Below are 19,051 nucleotides of genomic sequence, written 5' to 3' on the forward strand. Positions count from 1 at the left end.
AACTCGGCCCTGGTTACAGTGACGCGTGCCTACCACCAGCCCCACCCCCACCAGTACGGGCCCCTCCGACGCCGGCTCGCAGCCCGCCGGTCGGCTGCGCGGCAACGCCATCGGTGCGATCGGCGCCGCCGTGATCTCCATGGCCTTCATGGGACCGGCCACCAGCATCGCGTTCAACACCCCGGCCGCGGCCGCGAAGATCGGGTACGCCCTGCCGCTGGGTATCCTGCTGGCGCTCCTGGCGTGCTTGATCATGGCGTCGACGATCGGCGCCTTCAGCAGCAAGCTGCCGTCCGCCGGCTTCGCGTACACGTTCACCACGCACGCCTTCGGCAAGGGTGCCGGCTTCGTGTCCGGCTGGCTGCTGGCACTGGCCTACGGTGCGGTCGGCCCGATGATCGTGTCTGCCATGGGCGGTTTCGGCCATCAGTTCCTCGCCGACACCTTCGACTGGAACGTGCCCTGGTGGGTGATCAGTGCCGTCATCCTCGTCGTCCTCTGGTGGATCGGCTCCCGCGGGATCAGCCACTCGGTGAAGGCAGCACTGATCTTCCTCGTCCTCGAGCTCGTGGTGATCCTCGCCCTGGTGTTCACCGTGGTCGGCACGGGCGGCAGCGAGGGCAACACGCTCGCGCCGTTCAACCCGGCCAACTCGCTGGGCGGCGTGTCCGGCATCGGCTTCGGGATGCTCTGGGGCATCCTCATGTTCGTCGGGTTCGAGTCGGCCGGCACGCTGGGCGAGGAGACCCGCAACCCCCGCCGCAGCGTGCCGATCGCCCTGTTCACCGCGGTCGTCATGGTCGGCCTCATCTACGTCGCCTCCGGCTACGCCGCCGCGATCGGCTTCGGCGCCGGTCACGTCGGAGACCTCGCCGCGGACTCCAGCCCCTGGACCACGCTGTCGAACAACAACTGGGGGAAGAACCTCGGCTGGGTCTTCGCGCTCACCGTACTCAACAGCCAGTTCGCCAACGTCCTGTCCGGCTCCAACGGCGCGGTCCGGATCGTCTTCGCGCTCGGCCGGGAGGGCATCCTGCCACGGCGGCTCGCGGTCACCGACGAGCGGAACAGCCCGGTCGGCGCGTGGGGCGCGTACGCGATCCTGACGGCCGTGGTCACGTTCGGACTCGGCGTCACGCTCGGGCCGCTCGGCGCCTACAACTTCCTCGGCAGCATCCTCGGCCTGGGCATCATCGTGCTCTACATCGCGATGAACGTGGGGCTGGTGGCGTACTTCTGGCGGCGGCACCGCGACGAGTGGTCCGTCCTCCGCCACGGCGTCCTGCCGGTGGCGGGCAGCCTGCTGATGCTGCTGCCGATCTACGGCCAGCTGTGGCCGCTGCCGGACTGGCCGTACCGGATCGTGCCGTACCTCATCCTCGCCTGGGTGGTGGCCGGGGCCGTCTACTTCCGGGTGCTGGCGCGGCGGCGCCCGCAGTTGGTGGATGCGATGGGCCGGGTCTGGGAGCCGGCGACCGGCGAACCCTCTGCGACCGAGCCGGCGGCCCGCTAGCGCGGTCAGCCACCAACCCGGTCAGGCTGCCGCCGGGCCGCCGAAGTCGGCGGCCCGGTGGGCCAGCCAGTCGGTCACCGCTGCCAGCACCTGGGCATCGACCGGCCGGCGGGCCTGCTTCTTGTACGTCCGGAGCGAGGCCGGTCCGCCCTCCCGCCGCAGCAGGTGCGTGACGTCGGGCAGGCGGTGCACCTCGACCGGGGCGGGCACCAGCGCGGCGATGCGGTCGAGGTCGTCGGGGTCGACCTGGAGGTCCTTGTCGCCGGTCAGGGCGCACACCGGTACGCGCAGCCGGGCCAGGTCGGCGGCCGGATCGTGGTCGAGGAACTCGCGGGTCCACTTCGCGTTGACCCGGACGCCGCCCATGCGGACCACGTCGGTGGTGGTGCGGCGGATCCGCTCATGGTTACGGGCGACCTTCGCGGCCAGGTCGACGCGGAACAGCCGCAGCAGCGCGCGTACCGGGGCCGGCAGGGTCGGCGCGATCTTCGCCGCCTGCCACAGCAGGAGATCCGCGCCGGTACGGGCGGTGCCGGCGAGCAGCACCACGCCGGCGAGCCGGGAGTCCGCCCGCGCGGCGACCGCGGTCGCGATGATCGCTCCCTCGCTGTGGCCGACGACGAAGAGCCGGTCGGCGTCGACCTCGGGGCGGCCGGCGAGCGTACGCAGCGCGGCGTCCGCGTCGGCGATGTTGTCGCCCAATCCGGCGGCCAGGAAGCTGCCGGTACTGGCACCGACGCCGCGCTTGTCGTACCGCAGCGAGGCGATGCCCTGGGCGGCCAGCGCCTCGGCCAGGTACCGCGTCACGCCCAGCGGTACGCGCTTGTGGTCGGAGTTGCGGTCCAGCGGTCCCGAGCCGGAGATGAGCAGGGCCGCGGGGAACGGGCCCGGCCCCGGCGGCAGCAGCAGGCTGCCGGCCAGGGTCTGCCCGTCGCTGTCGAACCCGACGTCCACACCGCGGGGCTGGGACACGTCGAGCGACCCGGACACGCCGAGCGACCCGGAGGCGTCGAGCGACTGAGCGTCGGTGCCCACCTCAGGCCGTCTCGGGGGCGAGGGCGGCGGCCAGGCTCTGCGGGTCGTCGGTGCCCAGCAGCAGCGCGCTGAAGTCGTCACCCGACAGCAGGACCCGGACGGCGGGCTGCCCCTGGCGCACGTCGACGAACTCCTTGCCGGAGCGGCGGTGCCAGGTGCCCAGCTTGCGCACGCCCGGCAGGCCGAGACCGACGCGCAGGCCGCGCGTGGCGGCCAGGGCGTCTTCCACGATTTCCACGCCACGGATCGCGCTGCGTGGGACGCTGACGTCGCCGTGGATGGTGACGACCTTCTCGACGGCGGTGAGCTGCACCCGCACGGAGTCCTGGGTGAGGACGATCTCTGTCATGCCTCGATCATTCTCGAATTTGATAACGATGTCAATCGTGAGAATATGTGAGGCGTGTCAACCGCCGACCTCCTGCTGCACCCGGTCCGGCTGCGCATCGTGCAGGTCTTCCTGGGCGACCGCGAACTCACCACCGGCCAACTGCGCGACGAGCTGCCCGAGGTACCGACCGCCAGCCTGTACCGCCACGTGGCCACCCTGGTCGAGGGCGAGGTGCTGCAGGTGGTGACCGAGCGCAAGGTACGGGGCACCTTCGAGCGGACCTACCGGCTCAACGCCGTCAACGCCCGGGTCAGCGGCGAGGAGGCGGCCACGATGAACGCCGAGTCCCACCGTCGGGCCTTCATGACGTTCGTCGCCGCACTCCTCGGCGACTACGACCGGTACCTGGCGCGAGCGGAGGTCGACCTGGCCCGCGACCGGGTCGGGTACCAGCAGTTGGCGCTGAACCTCACCGACGCCGAGTTCGACGAGCTTGCCGCGGAGGTGGGCGAGGTGATCCGGAGAAGGCTCGCGCTGCCCTCCGCTCCGGATCGGACACGCCGGCTGTGGTCCACCGTCGTCATGCCGGCCGGGTAGGGTCGCCATCTCGTGAGCGCAACGTTGATCGCCAAGGGCCTGGCCGCCGCGTACGCCGACCGGGTCCTCTTCTCCGGGCTCGACCTCGTGGTCGCCCCCGGCGACGTCGTCGGCCTGGTCGGGGCCAACGGCGCCGGTAAGTCCACCCTGCTGCGGACCCTCGCCGGACTGGTACCGGTGGAAGACGGCACGGTCCAGCTCAACCCGCCGTCGGCAACCGTCGGGCACCTGCCCCAGGAACCGGAGCGCCGTCCCGGCGAGACGGTACGGGCGTTCCTGGCCCGGCGCACGGGCGTGGCCGAGGCACAGCGGGCGCTCGACGCCGCCACCGAGGCGTTGACCGCCGGCGAACCCGGCGCCGACGACGCGTACGCCACCGCGCTGGACCGGTGGCTCAACCTCGGCGGCGCGGACCTGGAGGAGCGCTCCGACCAGGTCGCGGCGGACCTCGGGCTCGCCATCGACCTCGAGCAGCCGATGACGGGCCTGTCGGGCGGGCAGGCCGCCCGGGCAGGACTGGCCTCCCTGCTGCTCAGCCGGTACGACGTCTTCCTGCTCGACGAGCCGACCAACGACCTCGACCTCGACGGCCTGCGCCGGCTGGAGGAGTTCGTGACCGGCCTACGGGCCGGCACCGTACTGGTCAGCCACGACCGGGAGTTCTTGACCCGTACCGTCACCCGCGTCCTGGAACTGGACCTTCACCAGCAGCAGGTCCACCACTACGGCGGCGGGTACGCCTCCTACCTGGAGGAGCGCGAGGTCGCGCGCCGGCACGCCCGGCAGGAGTACGAGGAGTACGCCGACACCCGAGCGACGCTGGAGACGCGGGCGCGTACCCAGCGGGCGTGGATGGAGAAGGGTGTCCGGAATGCCCGCCGCAAGGCGCCCGACAACGACAAGAACATCCGCCACTTCCGGGGCGAGACGAGCGAGAAGCAGGCCGCCAAGGCCCGCCAGACCGACCGGCTGATCGAGCGCCTGGAGGTGGTTGAGGAGCCGCGCAAGGAGTGGGAGCTCCGGATGGAGATCGCGACCGCGCCGCGCGCCGGCGCGGTTGTCGCCTCGCTGCGCGGCGCGGTCGTCCACCGCGGCTCGTTCACCCTCGGCCCGGTCGACCTCCAGATCGACTGGGCCGACCGGGTCGCCATCACCGGCGCCAACGGCTCCGGCAAGTCGACGCTGCTCGCGGCGCTGCTCGGCCGGTTGCCGCTGGACGCCGGGCACGCGTCGCTCGGGCCGGGAGTGGTCGTCGGCGAGGTCGACCAGGCGCGCGGACTGTTCGTCGGCGACCGGGTGCTGCTCGACGCCTTCTCCGCCTCGGTACCCGACCTGACGCCGGCCGACGTGCGCACCCTGCTGGCGAAGTTCGGGCTGCGGGCGGCGCACGTACTGCGGCCGTCGGCGACGCTGTCCCCCGGCGAGCGCACCAGGGCCGCGCTCGCCCTGCTGCAGGCGCGGGGGGTGAACCTGCTCGTCCTCGACGAGCCGACCAACCACCTCGACCTGCCCGCGATCGAGCAACTCGAGTCGGCCCTCGCGTCGTACCCGGGCACCCTGCTGCTGGTCACCCACGACCGCCGCATGCTCGACGCGGTATCCACCAACCGGCGGCTCACGGTCGATGGGGGCCGTGTCACCGACGGCTGACGACTCAGGCCCGGCGCACCTCCAGCGGTAGCTTGCTGACGCTGACCATCACCCACGGGTTGCGGTGCTCGACGGGCGCGTCGGTGGCGACCCGGATCTCGCGGTAGCGCTCCAGCAGGATCCCGAGCGCGATCTTCGCCTCCAGCCTGGCGAGCGGCGCGCCGAGGCAGAAGTGGATGCCGCGCCCGAAGGTCAGGTGCGGGTTGGGCACGCGGTGGATGTCGAACCGGTTCGGCTCAGCGAACACCCGCTCGTCGCGGTTGGCGGCCGCCAACCAGACGACGACGACGCCCCGCGCCGGGATGACCGCGTCGCCCACGGCGACGTCCGTGGTCGCCAGCCTCCCCAGCCGGGGGAAGGGGGTCCGGTGGCGCAGGACCTCCTCGATCGCCGCGGGTAGCAGCGTCGGGTCGACTCGTACCTCCACGACCGCGTCCGGGTGCTCGTCGAAGCCGAGGACGGCGTTGCCGAGGGTCGCCGTGGTGGTGATGTGCCCGGCGAGCAGCAGCAGGCCGACGAAGCCCACGATCTCCCCGTCGTCCAACCGCCGCCCGTCGACCTGCGCCTGCAGCAGCTTGCTGGTCAGGTCGTCGCCCGGGTTCACCCGGCGGTTGCGGATGTGCTCGAGAAGGTACGCGTTCATCTCGCGCATCGTCGGCGCGACGGCCTTCACCGCCTCCTCGCTCACACTGGTCAGCGACTGGTCCGGATCGACGTCGCCCCGCTCGAACAGCGCGTCGGCCCAGCGCCGGAAGACCGGCCGGTCGGAGGTCGGAATGCCGAGCAGCTCGGCGATCACGATCACCGGCAGCGGGTATGCCAGGTCCTCGATCAGGTCGAGCCGGTCGCCACCGTCGCTGGCGTCGAGGATTTCCTCGGTCACCTCGGCGATCCGCGGTGTCAGTCCGGCCACCATCCTCGGCGTGAACGCCTGACTGACCAGGCCGCGCAGCATCCGGTGCCGGGGCGGATCCATCCGTACGAAGTTGCCCCGCTCGAACAGCTCGAAGTCCTCCTGCTGCGGAAGCAGATCGCTCAGGTCGGAGGAGAAGGTCGCCGGGTCGGCCAGCACGGCCTCGGCCTCCGGATGGCCGAGTATCTGCCAGCACTGTTGTCTGTCGTCGTAGTGCACCTGGCCACGCTGGCGCGACTGCTCCAACCAGGCCAGGAACTCCGGCAGCGTGCGCTGCCCGGGGTGGGGACCGGTCATCGAGAAACCTCCCGTCCTTCGGTCGCCCGACGGCGCGTACCGGGTGCGTCGGGTGCCCGAGTTCACCGAAACCGAGGCCGGTGCCTCGGCGTTGCGACGAGTTCGACAGGTCGCCTTCCACGGTAGACCCGCGGAGCGAACCGGCGCGGCGCACGTGTGTCGGCTTCGCGACCGGTCCGGGCGGCGCCCGGATCAGGCACGGCACGGGCCGGTCACGCGGATGGCGGACCGGTCCCGGCACGTGGTCGCCGCGGCGGGTACACCGGTCCGCCATCAGGGGGTTCGGATCAGCAGGATCGGGTCGAGCAGGGTCGCGTCAGCCGGCGGCGGTTCTGAAGACCGGGTAGTAGCCGCCCGCCTGCCCGGAGGCGAACGGGTGGTAGGAGACACTGAGCTCGGCGAAGTTCAGCGCGTGCAGCCACTTGTCGCCGCTGCAGAGCTGGTGGCCGACGAACGCGTTCCGCACGTCCCCGAAGACGAACCGGGAGTGCCGCTGGGCCTCGGCGCGGGTGATGTCGTCCAGCAGGTTGATGCCCTCGTCGATCTTCGCGTGCGACTCCGGGCTGAGCCCGACACAGGGCACCCCGAGCTGGTAGAACACCGGGTAGTCCAGCACCACCACGCGGGCGTTCGGCGCGCGCGACGTGATGCCGTTGTACACCGTCCGCAGCACGTTCGCGAGGTTGGCACGGGCCCAGTCCTCCGCGGCCTGTACCGCGGCCACGCACTCCCTGGTGCCGTACAGCGCGCAGGTCGTCATGATGTTGGCGAACCCGGCGTCGTTGCCTCCGATGGTGATGCTCACCAGCGTCGTACTGGTGCTGAGCGCCGACAGCTGGCTGTTGGTCACGTCGGTCGTCCTCGCGCCGGAGCAGGCAACGGACACATAGGACGCGGGCGCCTTGGCCGCGGCCCACAACGCCGGATAGGCGTTGGTGCTGCGTTGGCAGGACCCGCTCTCGCTGGTGTACGAGCCGGCACCCACGCCGGAGGAGTAGGAGTCACCGAGGGCGACGTAGCGGACGTTGGAGGCGGCCTGGACGGGGGTGGCGCCCAGGGCGAGCACGACCCCGACGGTGGCCGGGAGGCTCACGATGATGGACACGATTCGCGCTCTGTGCACGTTGCCCTCCGGAGGGTAGCGAAAACGTTACCCATCAGTACCATTACATATATCGATCCGGAAGACACCAAAATGGCAGGTCAGCAGGGGTTTCCGCCCCGCTAGGGGCGGCGGCCAGACGCGTGACCGGCGACAGTCACACCAGGGCTGACATCGATCTTATTGATCCACAAATAGTGAAGTGTCGTAGTTACCGCCATTCGAAGCGGCCGGCAGCGACGGACAGCCGTCACAGGCCGACGACGAACGGCCAGCTCAGGCTGATGAGGGGCCGCCGCCCGAGGCTTCGGACAGGGAGCCGTACCGGGGTCGACCACCGCCACGGACACGCCGTACAGCCCGAGCAGCGCCGTAGGGCACCGCCCACCGGGCCGCAACCGGCCGCCAGAACGTCCACATCGGAATGGAACGCGCGACCGGCCAACCCATCGCGGGAGAAGACGGCCGCACCCCGAAGGGCTACCGCCTCCGCTGGTGGTACAGCGTCGGGTTGAAGCTCATCGTGGTCCACCCGTCGAACCAGCGCCAGAAGCCACGCCAGAGGTTACGCGTCTCCTCGGGGTTCACGTACGGCAGCGGAAGCATCCCGGTCCCCCTCCGGTCGGCCGTTCACCGTCACGGACAACCGGCGAACATCCAACCGATGATTCGCCCCGAACGTTCCTTCCGGAGTCGAGACCGGTTGCCATCCGGTTACACCTGCGCCGCGTCGCGCGGACCGAGCCGTGCGCACAGCTCGACCAGCGCCTCCGCCCGGGAGAGCTCGACGGCCGTGAACGGCAGGCCGGGCCGCGACAGGGTCATCGGTACCCCCGCGGCGTCGTTGATGCGTACCGTCTCGCCGTCACCCGCCGGGGATCGTGACGACGGCGCGGACCCGACGGTGGCGCGCAACAGTTCGGCCAGCGCCTCCGGCAGTGCGCGGGGGTCCACCGCCGCCCGGATGGCCAGGGTGAACGCGCGGGTCGGCGGGTCGACGAGGTCGTGGGTATCAGCAGCCGCGATCGCGATGTCCACGCCCCCGCCGGCGTCGACCGCGGCGACAAGCTCCTTGACCGTGACCCCCGGAGGGGCCGCCACGAGCAGGTCGTCCGCGACGCCGTTCTTCGTCGGGTGGACTCCGATCGCGAGGATGTTCACGTTGAGAGCGGCCAGCTTCCCGCTCAGCGCGGCCAGGCTGCCCGGCCGGTCGCGCAGGGTCGCCCGCACCTGCCACATTCTCCTGTCCTCGCCGGGCATCTCCAGCAGGTCGCGCAGCCCCGGCACCGTCGCCGGCGCCTGGCGGGGAGCAACCGCCCGCCGGTGGCGCGTACCCCACCAGCGATGGACCACAGCGCCCACCATGAGCGCCAGTCCACTGATGACCAGCATGGTGCCGCCGTCCGCGTGCTGCCCCACGAGACTGACGAAGAGGTGGGCCACGCCGACGGCCATGAAGAGAGCGGCCAGCTCAACGATCTCCGCCGCCCAGGAGACGGGCTGGGGGCCACGGGCGGAGCCGGCCCGGGAGGCGCTGACGTGGCTGTGCACGGTGCGGCGAAAAGGCTTCATGGCCGCAGCCTGTCGGGTCGGTGTTGCGAGGGTGCCGGCCTTGTGTGTCGCGTCCGTTAAAGATCCGGTCAGGACGAGGACGGCGCCAGTTGCTCGGTCCGGCGTACCCGCCCGAGCGGCGACAGCCGTAGCAGCACCGGCGTGACCACCAACAGTGCCATCAGGACCGCGACCGTGGTCCGAGCCGCCAGCACGGACGCGAGCACGCCGGCGGTGACCGCGCCCAGTGGCAGCGCGCCGCGACTGAACAGCCGGATCGAGGCGACCGTGCGCCCGAGCAACCGGGGCGGCGTGCTGATCTGCACCGCGCTGCGCATGCACACGTTGAAGACGGTGATGCTCGCGTTCACCAGCAGGGACCCGGCGAGGTACCAGGCCAGCCCCGCGCCACGCCCGGTCAACGGCACCAGCAGACCCCCGACCACGCTGACGGCCGGTGCGAGCGTGACGACCCTGGCATCTCCGAAACGGCCGGCCAACCGGTTCGCGAGCAGGGCGCCGACCAGCCCACCGGCCGTACCGACACCGAACAGCAGGCCGATCAGACCGCCGGCGAGCCCCACCTCGCGGGCCAGGAAGACGAACGACACCGCCTCGTACCCACCGAACACGAAGTTGGCGGTGGCGCCGGCCAGCGCGAGGGTACGCGGAAAGGGGTGACGCAGCACGTAGCGCAGCCCGTCGGAGAGGTCGGCGCGCAGGCTGGTCCGGTCGGACCGGTGGGCGACCTCCTCGACGGCGCGGACACCGACGACCGTGAGCGCGGAGAAGACGAAACTGACCGCGTCGGCGAGCAGTGCGAACGGCGCGCCGGCGAGTTGGACGAGCAGGCCACCGAGGCCGGGGCCGCCGATTCCGGCGACCGATGCGCTGGCCTGCAGCTTGCCGTTGGCCTCGATGAGCCTGTCACGACCCACCACGGCCGGCAGGTACACCGGGTACGCCACGTCGAACAGTACGGTCAGCAGCCCGGTGATCGCGGCGACGCCGATGAGCTGGCCGACGGTGAGCGCGTCCAGCGCCCAGGCGGCGGGTACCGTCGCCAGCGCGACCGCCCGCCCCAGGTCCGCCCAGATCATCAGGGGTCGCCGGCGCACCCGGTCCACCCACACCCCGGCCGGCAGCCCTACCACCAGCCAGGCGACCGATGACGCCGCGGTGACCAGCCCGACCTCGAACGGTGTCGCCCGCAGGCCGACCACGGCGACGAGCGGCAGCGCGATCAGGGTCACCATCGACCCGAACTCGCTGACCGTCTGGCCGGTCCACAACAGTGCGAAGTCCCGGTCCCGCCACAACCCCCCGCCGGCCATGGCGGGAGACGCTAACCGGAAACACGATCACCGGCAAGCACCCGGGACCCGTTCATCACCCTGCGGGCGGGGCGCTCCTGACGGCCGCGATCACGCGGGTCAGCGACTCGTGCAGGCGTTGAAGTTCGTCGAGGTCCATGCCCAGGCGCTCGACCACCGCGGCCGGCACCTTCTCCGCACGGGCCCGCAGGCCGGCACCGGCGTCGGTCAGCGTCACCGCGAGGGCGCGCTCGTCGCCGGGGTCGCGTTGGCGACGGACGTACCCCGTGGTCTCCAACCTCTTCAACAGCGGCGACAGCGTGCCGGGATCGAGCTGGAGCAGCCCACTGAGGTCCTTGACCGACAGCGGCGCGTGCTGCCAGAGCGCCAGCATCACGAGGTACTGCGGATGGGTCAGGCCCATCGGTTCCAGCAGCGGCCGGTAGACCGCCACGACGCTGCGCGAGGCGACCGACAGCGCGAAGCACACCTGGCGCTCGAGCGCGAGCGGGTCGGCCGTGTCGGGCACCTCACCCATGTTTCCCGGCCCCCTTCTCCCCTGCTCCCGTATGATTTGCACACAAACTATTGGCCTACATAATAGAACGGCGGCCGGCTGCCGGCGAGGCCACGACGGGTACCGGACCGAATACGAGCCGGCTGTCGGGGTACCGGTCGGGAGGTACGCCGCGCAGGGACCGGGCACGACGAGAACGGATGTCAGACCAGTGAGCCAACCAGACGAGGCAACGCCGAAGCAGCCCAAGGATCGTGACCTCCTCGGCCGGTTCCTCTTCTGGATCTTCGGCCCGCCGACGGCCAAGGACGCGATCAGCGTGCACGGCCCGCAGGCCCGGGCGTACCGGGAGCGCCAGCGCGCGGCCCGCGAGCGGGAACGCGAGGAGCGACGGGCCCGCGAAGAGCAGCGCAAGCGCGACGGCTCCCGCTAGCCGGGAGCCTCACCGGCGCTCGCGCCGGGCGTTGGCCGCGCGCAGGAAGGCGTTGTAGCGGGCGAGCTCGTCCTCGGTACCGTCGGCATCGGCCCGGTCGGCGGCGCGGTCCAGGCGGCGCTGTTCGCGTTCGTCTGTGGTGATCCACTGGCGGACCAGGATGACCATCACGGCGGCCGCCGGGATCTCCCCGAAGGCCCACGCGATGCCGGCGGCCAGGTTCTGGTCGGCGGCCAGGGGTCCCCGCCAGGCCGGGTGCAGCGCGCCGAACCAGGAGGCGGCCAGCAGGCCGCTGGTCAGCATCAGCGTGACGCCGAAGAACGCGTGGAAGCTCATCGAGGCGAAGTGCACGATCACCAGTACCGGATGCGGCAGCGGTCGGCGCCCCGGGTCGACGCCGACCACGACCCAGAAGAACAGGTAGCCGGTCACCACGAAGTGGGTCAGCATCGCCAGGTGGCCCAGGTGCGTACGCATCAGGAACTCGAACAGCCGGCTGAAGTACAGCGCGTAGAGGCTCCCGACCACCAGCGCGAGGGCGACCACGGGGTGGGTGAGCACCCGGGTGAGGCGGCTGTTGAGGGCCAGCAGCAGCCACTCGCGTGGCCCGCGTACGGCCGGGTCCGGTGAGGGGCGCAGCGCCCGCAGCGCGAGGGTGGCCGGGGCGCCGAGAACCAGCAGCACGGGTACCACCATGGACAGCACCATGTGCTGGGCCATGTGCGCGCTGAACAGGATGTACGCGTACTTGCCGACGCCCAGCAGGGTCGCCGCGGCCAGCACGACCACCCCGGCCAGCCAGCAGGCCGTGCGCTCCGCCGGCCACGCCACGCCACGCCGGTGCAGTCGCCAGACCCCGGCCAGGTACGCGCCGGCGGCGACCGTCGCCACGGTGATGAAGAACAGGTCGGGTACGACCTCGGTGATCATCCGAGCCATCGTGGGGGCCGGGGGCATCGCGAAGCCGAGCAGGTCGGTGGTCGGGTCCGGGCTCAGGGGGTTGGAGGGTACCGGCGTCGGGCTGCGCGACAACGCCACCGCCAGCCCGTACGTGGCGGCGAAGACGACCACCTCGGCCCCGGCGAACCGGCGGAACGCGGCCGGGTGCCCGGCCCGCAGCGCGGGCAGGGCGCGCCGGCGGTGCAGCGCGCCGAACACCCCGAGTACCAGCAGCGCGACCATCTTGCCGAGCACGAGGGCCCCGTACCCGGAGCGCCACAGCTGGTCGAGCGAGCCCAGGCGTACCCAGGCGTTGGCAGCGCCGCTGAACGCGACCACGGCGAAGCAGCCGAGCGCCAGCCGGCTGTACCGGGCGGCCACGCCGGCGAGGACGTCCGCGTTCCGCAGTGCCAGCAGTGCCGCCAGGCCGCCGGCCCACAGCGCCGCCGCGACCACGTGCATCGCGAGGCTGGTGACGGCCACCTGATGGTTGCCGGCCCCGGCCGCGTGCCCGGTGAACGCCGGTACCAGTACCGCCACCAGTGCCAGCAGCGCGGTCCAGGCGGCGGCGTTGCGGCGCAGTACCCGCGCGCAGCCGACCGCGACCGCCACCGCGAGCCCCGCCTGGATGGCGTATGCCCGGCCGGTGGAGACCGAGGTGACGAAGCTGACCAGCCCGGAGGCCGAGACGGCCGCCGGTAGCGGTACGCCGAGCAGGTCCGACAGGGTCAGCGCGAGCAGTGCCATCGACGCCGCCGCCCAGCCCAGGGCGGCCCACGCCCCCCGGCGAAGCAGCCGGTAGGCGGGCGCCGAGATCAGCTTGGCGTCGCCGGGCAGGAGGAACGCGGCGGTCACCGCCAGGCCGACGGTGAGGGTACCCAGGGCGTCGGTGAGCAGGCGGACGACCGGCAGCCCCCAGCGGGTACCCGATCCGGGGTCGGGCAGCCCCGGCAGCTCTCCCGCGCCGGCCCCACCACCGGTACGCAGGGCGACGACGAGTACGAGTACGGCGATCGTGCTAATGATCGCGGCGAGCACCGGCAGCACGCGCCACCGGCGCGTTTTCGGTACGGCGGGGGTCGGGACGGGCGCGGAGGTACGGCTCATGATCGTTCACGCCGTTGACGTCGAAACGTCACCCTGCGAACCGTCAGCATGCCAATCGCCACCACCGAGCCGACCGCGATCACCGAGCCGACCGTCAGCGCTGCGAGACCGAGCCGCGACGGCGGCTGTCCTGACGGCGGCTGTCCGGACGGCTGTTGTCCGGGCGGCCGCTGGCCCGCACCTGCGGCGGCTGGCCGGGACGGACCCGGGCCGGGCGCCGATGAACCGGCCGAGGACTCCCCCTGCGCAGGTAGCGCGACGGTGAACCCGAATGTGCCCTCCACCGGGTGGCTGTCGGCGGACACCACCCGCCACCGCACAGTGTAGGAGCCCGACCGGAGCGGACTCACCGGCTGGTGGACGGTCGTGTCGACCACCCGTACCGGGCCGTGGCTGTACAAGACCCCGCCGGGCCCGTTGACCACGACCACGCTGAAGCGCTGCTGAACCGGCTCGTTGAAGGTCAGGGTGACCTCGCTGATCGGCGCCGTCACGGTCGCCCGGTCCGGCGGCGTGGTGGCCAGCAGTTGGCTGTGCGCCCACGCCGGCGCCGGTACCGCGGCGAGCACCGCCACGGTCAAGAACGACACGGTCAACATCGCCACGGTCAACTCCGCGGCGACGAGCACCGCCGCTCTGATCAGTCGTCCCACCCGTACCTCCCGCACGCGGGTGGTGCGCCGGAGGCGGGCGGCCGGCACGCCGGTGTGCCGGCCGCCCGCCCGGCTAGCCGAAAATCAGGCGGGCCGGCGGCGCCAGGCCAGACCGGCCAGCACCACACCGACCAGGGCGAGGACGAGCCCCGCCGTGCCCATGCCGAGGCCGAGGTTGGCGCGCGAGCGGGCCTGCTCGTCGGCGGTCGCGGTCACCGAGGCACGACTGGTACCGGTGTCACCGGTGGCGCCCGTACCGGCCGGGGCGGTGCCGGTGGTCGCCTTGGCCGCCAGCTTCAGCGTCGGGGCCGGATGCGCAGGCTCCTTGCCGTCGGCGGCCGGCTCCTCGATCCAGCGCACCACGTCGCCGTCGGAGTACGTCTGGAGCGCCTTGAACACGATCTTGTCGGTGGTCGGGAGCGGGCCGGCCGAGACGTCGAACTCCTGGAACTGGCCCGGCTGGATCGCGGTCGCCGGGCTGTCGGCCTTCCAGACGATCTTCGTCACTGCCTGGGTGATCTCGCCGTCGTCGTTCTTGATCGGCTTGTCCAGGGTGGACTTCGTCGCGGTGACGGTCCAGCCGGTCGTCGGCTTGACCGACACCGACGCGATCGGTGTGTTCTGCGGAAGGTTGACCTCGACCTGGGTGGTGGCGGCGTTGTCCCGCTCGTTCGGCACCCGGAAGGTCAGCTTGGCGTAGCCACCCTGGGTGGCGTCCTTCGGATTGACCGTGACGTGCGCCGCCGCCGGCGCCGTCATCAGTACGAGCGCGGCGAGCGCGCCCGCCATCCCGGCGCCGCCGCGGACCACAGCTCTGCGCATCAATCGTCTCCTCGCAGTCGTCGTACGTGATACATCTCGGACAGGAACGCGCACGCTCTGACCTGCTGGCGACCACCGGCGATCACCAGCCGGCCAGCCTGCCGGCGACGAGGCGCTCCCGGTCGGGCACATGGTGATGGTCGTTGCCGGCCACCGGAAAGTTCCCGCGATTGTGCGACGCGCGCCGGGGTAGTTCTGTGCGGCTTCAACGTGCGGTCTCGACGGCCTTTTGACGACCAGACCTTTCGACGATCAAGGCCTTTCGACGATCACGGCGGCCTTCCGCGAGATCAGGGTGGCCTCCGCCCGAGATCGCAACGCTTCACCTCATTTGTGAGCCACTCGCGAGCCGTTCGCGAGCCGGCAATCCGTCACTCACCCGCAAGGGGAGATGGTCCCATGACCGCGATGACGAAGGTGTTGGAGAAGCGAAATTTCCGTTTCGATGGCGATGCGTACATCACCACGGCGCGCGGGCTCGAGGTGCTCGGGAGCCCGTTGCTGAACAAGGGGACGGCGTTCACCCGCGAGGAGCGGGAGTCCCTGGGGCTGGCCGGGCTGCTGCCACCGGCCGTCCAGAGCCTGTCCGACCGGGTCCGGCGGGCCTACGAGCAGTACCACGAGCAGCCGAGCAACCTGCTCAAGAACGTCTTCCTGACCGCGCTGCAGGACAACGACGAGGTGCTGTTCTACCGGCTGCTGGCCGAGCACCTGCGGGAGATGCTGCCGATCATCTACGACCCGACGGTGGGCGAGGCGATCAGGCGGTACAGCCACGAGTACCGCCGTCCCCGCGGCGTCTTCCTGTCTGTCGACGAGCCCGACCGGGTCGAGACGGCGCTGGCCGAGCTGGGCCTCGACGCCGACGACGTGGATCTCCTCGTCGCCACCGACGCCGAGCAGATCCTGGGCATCGGCGACTGGGGGGTCGGTGGCATGGAGATCGCCGTCGGCAAGCTCGCCGTCTACACCGCCGCCGCCGGGATCGACCCGGCGCGGACGATCCCGGTCGCGCTCGACGTGGGCACCGACAACGAGGAGCTCCTGCGCGACCCCGACTACGTCGGAAACCAGCATCCGCGGGTACGCGGGAAGCGCTACGACGACTTCATCGAGGCGTACGTCACCGCCGCGTCGAAGCTGTTCGGAAAGGCGCTGCTGCACTGGGAGGACTTCGGGCCCAGCAACGGCCGTCGGATCCTGGAGCGGTACCGCGACCGGGTCTGCACGTTCAACGACGACATGCAGGGTACCGGCGCGATCGTGGTCGCGGCGGCGCTGAACGCGACGCGGGTCGCCGGTACCCGCATGCGCGACCAGCGGATCCTCATCTTCGGTGCGGGTACGGCGGGTGTGGGCATCGCCGACCAACTGCGGGACGCGATGGTGCGCGACGGCCTCGACCGCGTCGCGGCCACCCGTCGGATCTGGTGCGTCGACAAGCAGGGCCTGCTCATCCACGACATGAAGGGCCTGCGGGACTTCCAGGTCCCGTACGCCCGGGCGGCCGGCGAGATCACCGCCTGGAGCCGCAATCGCGGTATCGGGCTGCGTGACGCCGTCGCCCACGTGCAGCCCACCATCCTGGTGGGGACCTCAACTGTGCGCCAGGCGTTCACCGAGGAGATCATCAGCGACATCGCCCGGCACGTCGAGCGGCCGATCATCTTCCCGCTGTCCAACCCGACCGAGCGCATCGAGGCGATGCCCGACCAGCTGATCGCCTGGACCGACGGCCGCGGCCTGATCGCGACCGGCATCCCCGTGCAACCGGTCACCTACAAGGGGGTCACCCACACCATCGGCCAGGCCAACAACGCGCTGCTGTATCCGGGGCTCGGGCTCGGTGCCGTCGTCGCGGGGGCGGCCCGGATCAGCGACGGGATGCTGGAAGCCGCCGCCGAGGCCGTCGCCGGTCTGGTGGACCTCGGGCCGCCGGGCGCCTCCCTCCTGCCACAGGTGGAGAACCTGCGCACGGTGTCGGCCGCGGTCGCGACCGCCGTGGCCGAGCGGGCGGTCGAGGAGGGCATCGCCCGCAACAGCCTGGACGACCCGGCGCGTCGCGTCGAGAGCGCCATGTGGCAACCGGAGTACCGGCCGGTCCGGGTGGAGTGACACAACTGTCGTCGGGGGCGGTGGACGCCGCCCCCGAAGGCCAGGTCAGGGCTTGCGCCCGACGCCGCCGTACAGCCAGCCGGTCGGCGCCACGGTGACCTCGTCCGGCTCGGGCCGCCACTTGTCGAGCATCACCAGCCCCGGCTCGACCAGCTCGAATCCGTCGAAGAACCGCTCGACCTCGGCGTGCGGGCGGAAGTAGATCGGGGTCGGAGTGGTGCTGTAGACCCGCTCCACGCCGTCGACCGCCGCGCGCGGATGCACGTCCCCGGTGACATGGGTGATCGCCAGCTGGCTACCGGACGCGATCGCGTCCCGTAGCGCGCCCATCACCTGGTCGCGCTCGGACTCGAGCAGAAAGTGCGTCATCGCGATCAGGAGAATTCCGACCGGCTGCTCGAAATCGATGAGCCGGCGGGCCTCCGGGTGTTCCAGTACGTCGCCGGGGTGACGCATGTCCGCGCCGATCACCGTGGTACTCCGGTCGGTCGCCAACAGGGCCCTTCCGTGTGCGAGCACCATGGGGTCGTTGTCGACATAGACCACCCTCGACCCGGGCGCGGCCCGCTGCGCGACCTCGTGGGTGTTGCCCGCGGTCGGCAACCCGGCACCGATGTCGACGTACTGCCGGATCCCGGCCTCTGCCATGAAGCGGACGGCGCGGCGCAGGAACGCCCGGTTCTCCAGAGCGACCTGCCGGACGTCCGGCATGGCCTTCTCGACCCGCCCGACCGCGTCCCGGTCGATCGCGAAGTTGTCCTTGCCGTCGAGATAGTAGTCGTACATGCGCGCCACGCTCGGCCTACTGGTGTCGATGCCGGACGGCGCCCGCTCCTCGGTCACGACCGCACTCCTGTCGATATCGCGTTACCGCAAGGGAAAGGGCAAGGGCGACGATACGACGCGCCGCTGCCGGAAATACTATCGATATCGGTGACTATGTGCACCGATTTCATTCCTCAGTGGAGTACGGCCGTCAACGCGCGTCGCGCCAACCGACGCCGGCGCCGAGCGCGAACGTACGGGTCCGGCAGGCCTTGGCCCGGTACATGGCCGCGTCCGCGTCGCGCAGAACCTCGGCCAGGTCCGCGGCCCCCTCCACCGCGACCAGCCCGACCGAGGCGGTGACCACCACCGTGCTCTGCGCCACCCGCATCGGCTCGGCCACCGTGTCGACCAGCTCGTCGCCGGCCCGGCGCAGCCAGGACTCGTCGGTGGCGCCGACGAGGAGGCCGGCGAACTCGTCACCACCGAGCCGGGCCACCAGTCCGTCGCCGGCGTACCCGGCGAAGCGACGGGCGACGTTGACCAACACCTCGTCGCCGGCGGCGTGACCGTACGCGTCGTTGATCTGCTTGAAGTCGTCCAGGTCCAGCACGGCCGCGGCGAGCGCGGGTCGGCGCGGGTCGGCGACGAGTGCGGCACCCAGTTCGTAGAACGCCCGCCGGTTCGGCAGCCCGGTCAGCGGGTCGTGACACGCCGCGTGGCGCTCGGTGAGCAACTCCCGGCGCAGCTTTGCGACCTCCACCTCGGCCCTTCGGGCACGACAGCGCCAGTGCCACCCCGCACCGGCTGCCGCGACGGTGGCTAATCCGGCCGCGATGGCGAGGGGATCCATCCGGGGTCCCTTCCTCAGCCGACAGGCGGACGGGGGTTCAACGGGGACTCGCCCGAACGAACACGTACCAACCATGGACGAGAAATAGTCGGACATGGATGCATGTGCGCTATCATCCCTGCTGTCCATTGCAGACGCAAGGACGGATGCACGTGCAATCACAGCCGGCTTGCCGGTGGAGTGCCGGCGTGTTCGCGGGTTCGACTAGCGGCAACCGTCGACGCCACCGGGGGCGTGCCTGACGTGCACGGACGCCGATGACGGGGAACCCCGAGAAGGACGTGGTACAGCAGATGCACAACGGCATCAGGTGTGGCCAGCTCCCTCCGCTGGCGTGGCAGAAGAGCCGCCGTAGCAACCCGAGCGGCAACTGCGTCGAGCTGGCCCGGCTGCCGGACGGCGGGATCGCCGTGCGGAACTCCAGGGACCCCGAGGGTCCGGTGCTCATCTACACCTTCGAGGAGATCGCGGCCTTCGTCGCGGGTGCCCGCGACGGCGACTTCGACAATCTGGTGGTGGCCAGCTGACTCCACTTTTGACGTTCT

Annotated in this window: 19 protein-coding genes; 6 read left to right on the plus strand and 13 right to left on the minus strand. The window is 71.3% G+C overall.

Annotated features, from left to right (window positions below):
- Nucleotides 1-25 precede the first annotated feature (25 nt).
- Nucleotides 26-1,513 (plus strand): APC family permease, encoded by a 1,488-nt coding sequence (locus Pme01_RS26925; RefSeq protein WP_168118235.1) that lies wholly within the window; start codon nt 26-28, stop codon nt 1,511-1,513.
- A gap of 21 nt (nt 1,514-1,534) precedes the next feature.
- Here the strand turns inward: Pme01_RS26925 and Pme01_RS26930 are convergent, their stop codons facing one another.
- Together Pme01_RS26930 and Pme01_RS26935 are read right to left on the minus strand one after the other, a co-directional pair.
- The gene (locus Pme01_RS26930) at nt 1,535-2,548 is read right to left on the minus strand and encodes an alpha/beta hydrolase family protein (RefSeq protein WP_239088494.1); all 1,014 of its coding nucleotides are present in this window, start codon (nt 2,546-2,548) and stop codon (nt 1,535-1,537) included.
- A 1-nt stretch (nt 2,549) separates the two neighbouring features.
- Nucleotides 2,550-2,897 carry a hypothetical protein gene (locus Pme01_RS26935; RefSeq protein ID WP_168118236.1) on the minus strand — a complete coding sequence of 116 codons (348 nt, stop codon included), beginning with the start codon at nt 2,895-2,897 and terminating at the stop codon, nt 2,550-2,552.
- A gap of 54 nt (nt 2,898-2,951) precedes the next feature.
- Between Pme01_RS26935 and Pme01_RS26940 the strand changes: the two genes are divergently transcribed.
- Together Pme01_RS26940 and Pme01_RS26945 are read left to right on the plus strand one after the other, a co-directional pair.
- Complete coding sequence (locus Pme01_RS26940; RefSeq protein ID WP_168118237.1) at nt 2,952-3,476, plus strand: helix-turn-helix domain-containing protein; 525 nt, start codon at nt 2,952-2,954, stop codon at nt 3,474-3,476.
- 12 nt (nt 3,477-3,488) lie between these two features.
- Nucleotides 3,489-5,126 carry an ABC-F family ATP-binding cassette domain-containing protein gene (locus tag Pme01_RS26945; RefSeq protein WP_168118238.1) on the plus strand — a complete coding sequence of 546 codons (1,638 nt, stop codon included), beginning with the start codon at nt 3,489-3,491 and terminating at the stop codon, nt 5,124-5,126.
- A 4-nt stretch (nt 5,127-5,130) separates the two neighbouring features.
- On the opposite strand, the gene Pme01_RS26950 is transcribed toward Pme01_RS26945, so the two are convergent.
- The 6 genes from Pme01_RS26950 to Pme01_RS26970 all read right to left on the minus strand — a co-directional run bounded on the left by Pme01_RS26950 (nt 5,131) and on the right by Pme01_RS26970 (nt 10,840).
- On the minus strand, nt 5,131-6,336 hold the full coding sequence (locus Pme01_RS26950) for a cytochrome P450 (RefSeq protein WP_168118239.1): 1,206 nt from the start codon (nt 6,334-6,336) through the stop codon (nt 5,131-5,133).
- Between the two features lie 316 nt (nt 6,337-6,652).
- Nucleotides 6,653-7,459: an SGNH/GDSL hydrolase family protein gene (locus tag Pme01_RS26955; RefSeq protein WP_168118240.1), complete on the minus strand. Its 807-nt coding sequence runs from the start codon at nt 7,457-7,459 to the stop codon at nt 6,653-6,655.
- A 459-nt stretch (nt 7,460-7,918) separates the two neighbouring features.
- Nucleotides 7,919-8,044, minus strand: a complete 126-nt coding sequence (locus Pme01_RS31595; RefSeq protein ID WP_275408572.1) for a hypothetical protein — start codon at nt 8,042-8,044, stop codon at nt 7,919-7,921.
- A gap of 108 nt (nt 8,045-8,152) precedes the next feature.
- Nucleotides 8,153-9,010, minus strand: a complete 858-nt coding sequence (locus tag Pme01_RS26960; protein WP_168118241.1) for an ACT domain-containing protein — start codon at nt 9,008-9,010, stop codon at nt 8,153-8,155.
- Between the two features lie 68 nt (nt 9,011-9,078).
- Nucleotides 9,079-10,323 carry an MFS transporter gene (locus Pme01_RS26965; protein WP_168118242.1) on the minus strand — a complete coding sequence of 415 codons (1,245 nt, stop codon included), beginning with the start codon at nt 10,321-10,323 and terminating at the stop codon, nt 9,079-9,081.
- A 55-nt stretch (nt 10,324-10,378) separates the two neighbouring features.
- Nucleotides 10,379-10,840, minus strand: coding sequence for a MarR family winged helix-turn-helix transcriptional regulator (locus Pme01_RS26970; RefSeq protein ID WP_168118243.1), 462 nt, complete (start codon nt 10,838-10,840; stop codon nt 10,379-10,381).
- A gap of 190 nt (nt 10,841-11,030) precedes the next feature.
- Here Pme01_RS26970 and Pme01_RS26975 point away from each other — a divergent pair, with 190 nt between their 5' ends.
- Nucleotides 11,031-11,252 carry a hypothetical protein gene (locus Pme01_RS26975; RefSeq protein WP_168118244.1) on the plus strand — a complete coding sequence of 74 codons (222 nt, stop codon included), beginning with the start codon at nt 11,031-11,033 and terminating at the stop codon, nt 11,250-11,252.
- A gap of 9 nt (nt 11,253-11,261) precedes the next feature.
- Here Pme01_RS26975 and Pme01_RS26980 read toward each other — a convergent pair whose 3' ends face one another.
- From Pme01_RS26980 to Pme01_RS26990, 3 genes are all read right to left on the minus strand, one after another.
- Nucleotides 11,262-13,298: a bifunctional copper resistance protein CopD/cytochrome c oxidase assembly protein gene (locus Pme01_RS26980; protein ID WP_168118245.1), complete on the minus strand. Its 2,037-nt coding sequence runs from the start codon at nt 13,296-13,298 to the stop codon at nt 11,262-11,264.
- Nucleotides 13,295-13,951 (minus strand): copper resistance CopC family protein, encoded by a 657-nt coding sequence (locus tag Pme01_RS26985; protein WP_168118246.1) that lies wholly within the window; start codon nt 13,949-13,951, stop codon nt 13,295-13,297. The genes Pme01_RS26980 and Pme01_RS26985 overlap by 4 nt, the downstream gene beginning before the upstream one ends.
- An 84-nt stretch (nt 13,952-14,035) precedes the next feature.
- Nucleotides 14,036-14,773, minus strand: a complete 738-nt coding sequence (locus Pme01_RS26990; protein WP_168118247.1) for a YcnI family copper-binding membrane protein — start codon at nt 14,771-14,773, stop codon at nt 14,036-14,038.
- A 399-nt stretch (nt 14,774-15,172) separates the two neighbouring features.
- Here Pme01_RS26990 and Pme01_RS26995 point away from each other — a divergent pair, with 399 nt between their 5' ends.
- Nucleotides 15,173-16,888, plus strand: coding sequence for an NAD-dependent malic enzyme (locus Pme01_RS26995; RefSeq protein WP_168118248.1), 1,716 nt, complete (start codon nt 15,173-15,175; stop codon nt 16,886-16,888).
- A 45-nt stretch (nt 16,889-16,933) separates the two neighbouring features.
- On the opposite strand, the gene Pme01_RS27000 is transcribed toward Pme01_RS26995, so the two are convergent.
- Nucleotides 16,934-17,731: an SAM-dependent methyltransferase gene (locus tag Pme01_RS27000; protein ID WP_239088495.1), complete on the minus strand. Its 798-nt coding sequence runs from the start codon at nt 17,729-17,731 to the stop codon at nt 16,934-16,936.
- A 133-nt stretch (nt 17,732-17,864) separates the two neighbouring features.
- A complete protein-coding gene (locus tag Pme01_RS27005; protein WP_168118249.1) occupies nt 17,865-18,506 on the minus strand; it encodes a GGDEF domain-containing protein in 642 nt (213 codons plus the stop codon).
- 293 nt (nt 18,507-18,799) lie between these two features.
- On the opposite strand from Pme01_RS27005, the gene Pme01_RS27010 reads away from it, so the two are divergent.
- Nucleotides 18,800-19,033 carry a DUF397 domain-containing protein gene (locus tag Pme01_RS27010; RefSeq protein WP_373315532.1) on the plus strand — a complete coding sequence of 78 codons (234 nt, stop codon included), beginning with the start codon at nt 18,800-18,802 and terminating at the stop codon, nt 19,031-19,033.
- The last annotated feature ends 18 nt before the right edge of the window (nt 19,034-19,051 follow it).

The organism is Planosporangium mesophilum (assembly GCF_016863255.1).
In the GTDB taxonomy this organism is placed as follows: Bacteria; Actinomycetota; Actinomycetes; order Mycobacteriales; family Micromonosporaceae; genus Planosporangium; species Planosporangium mesophilum.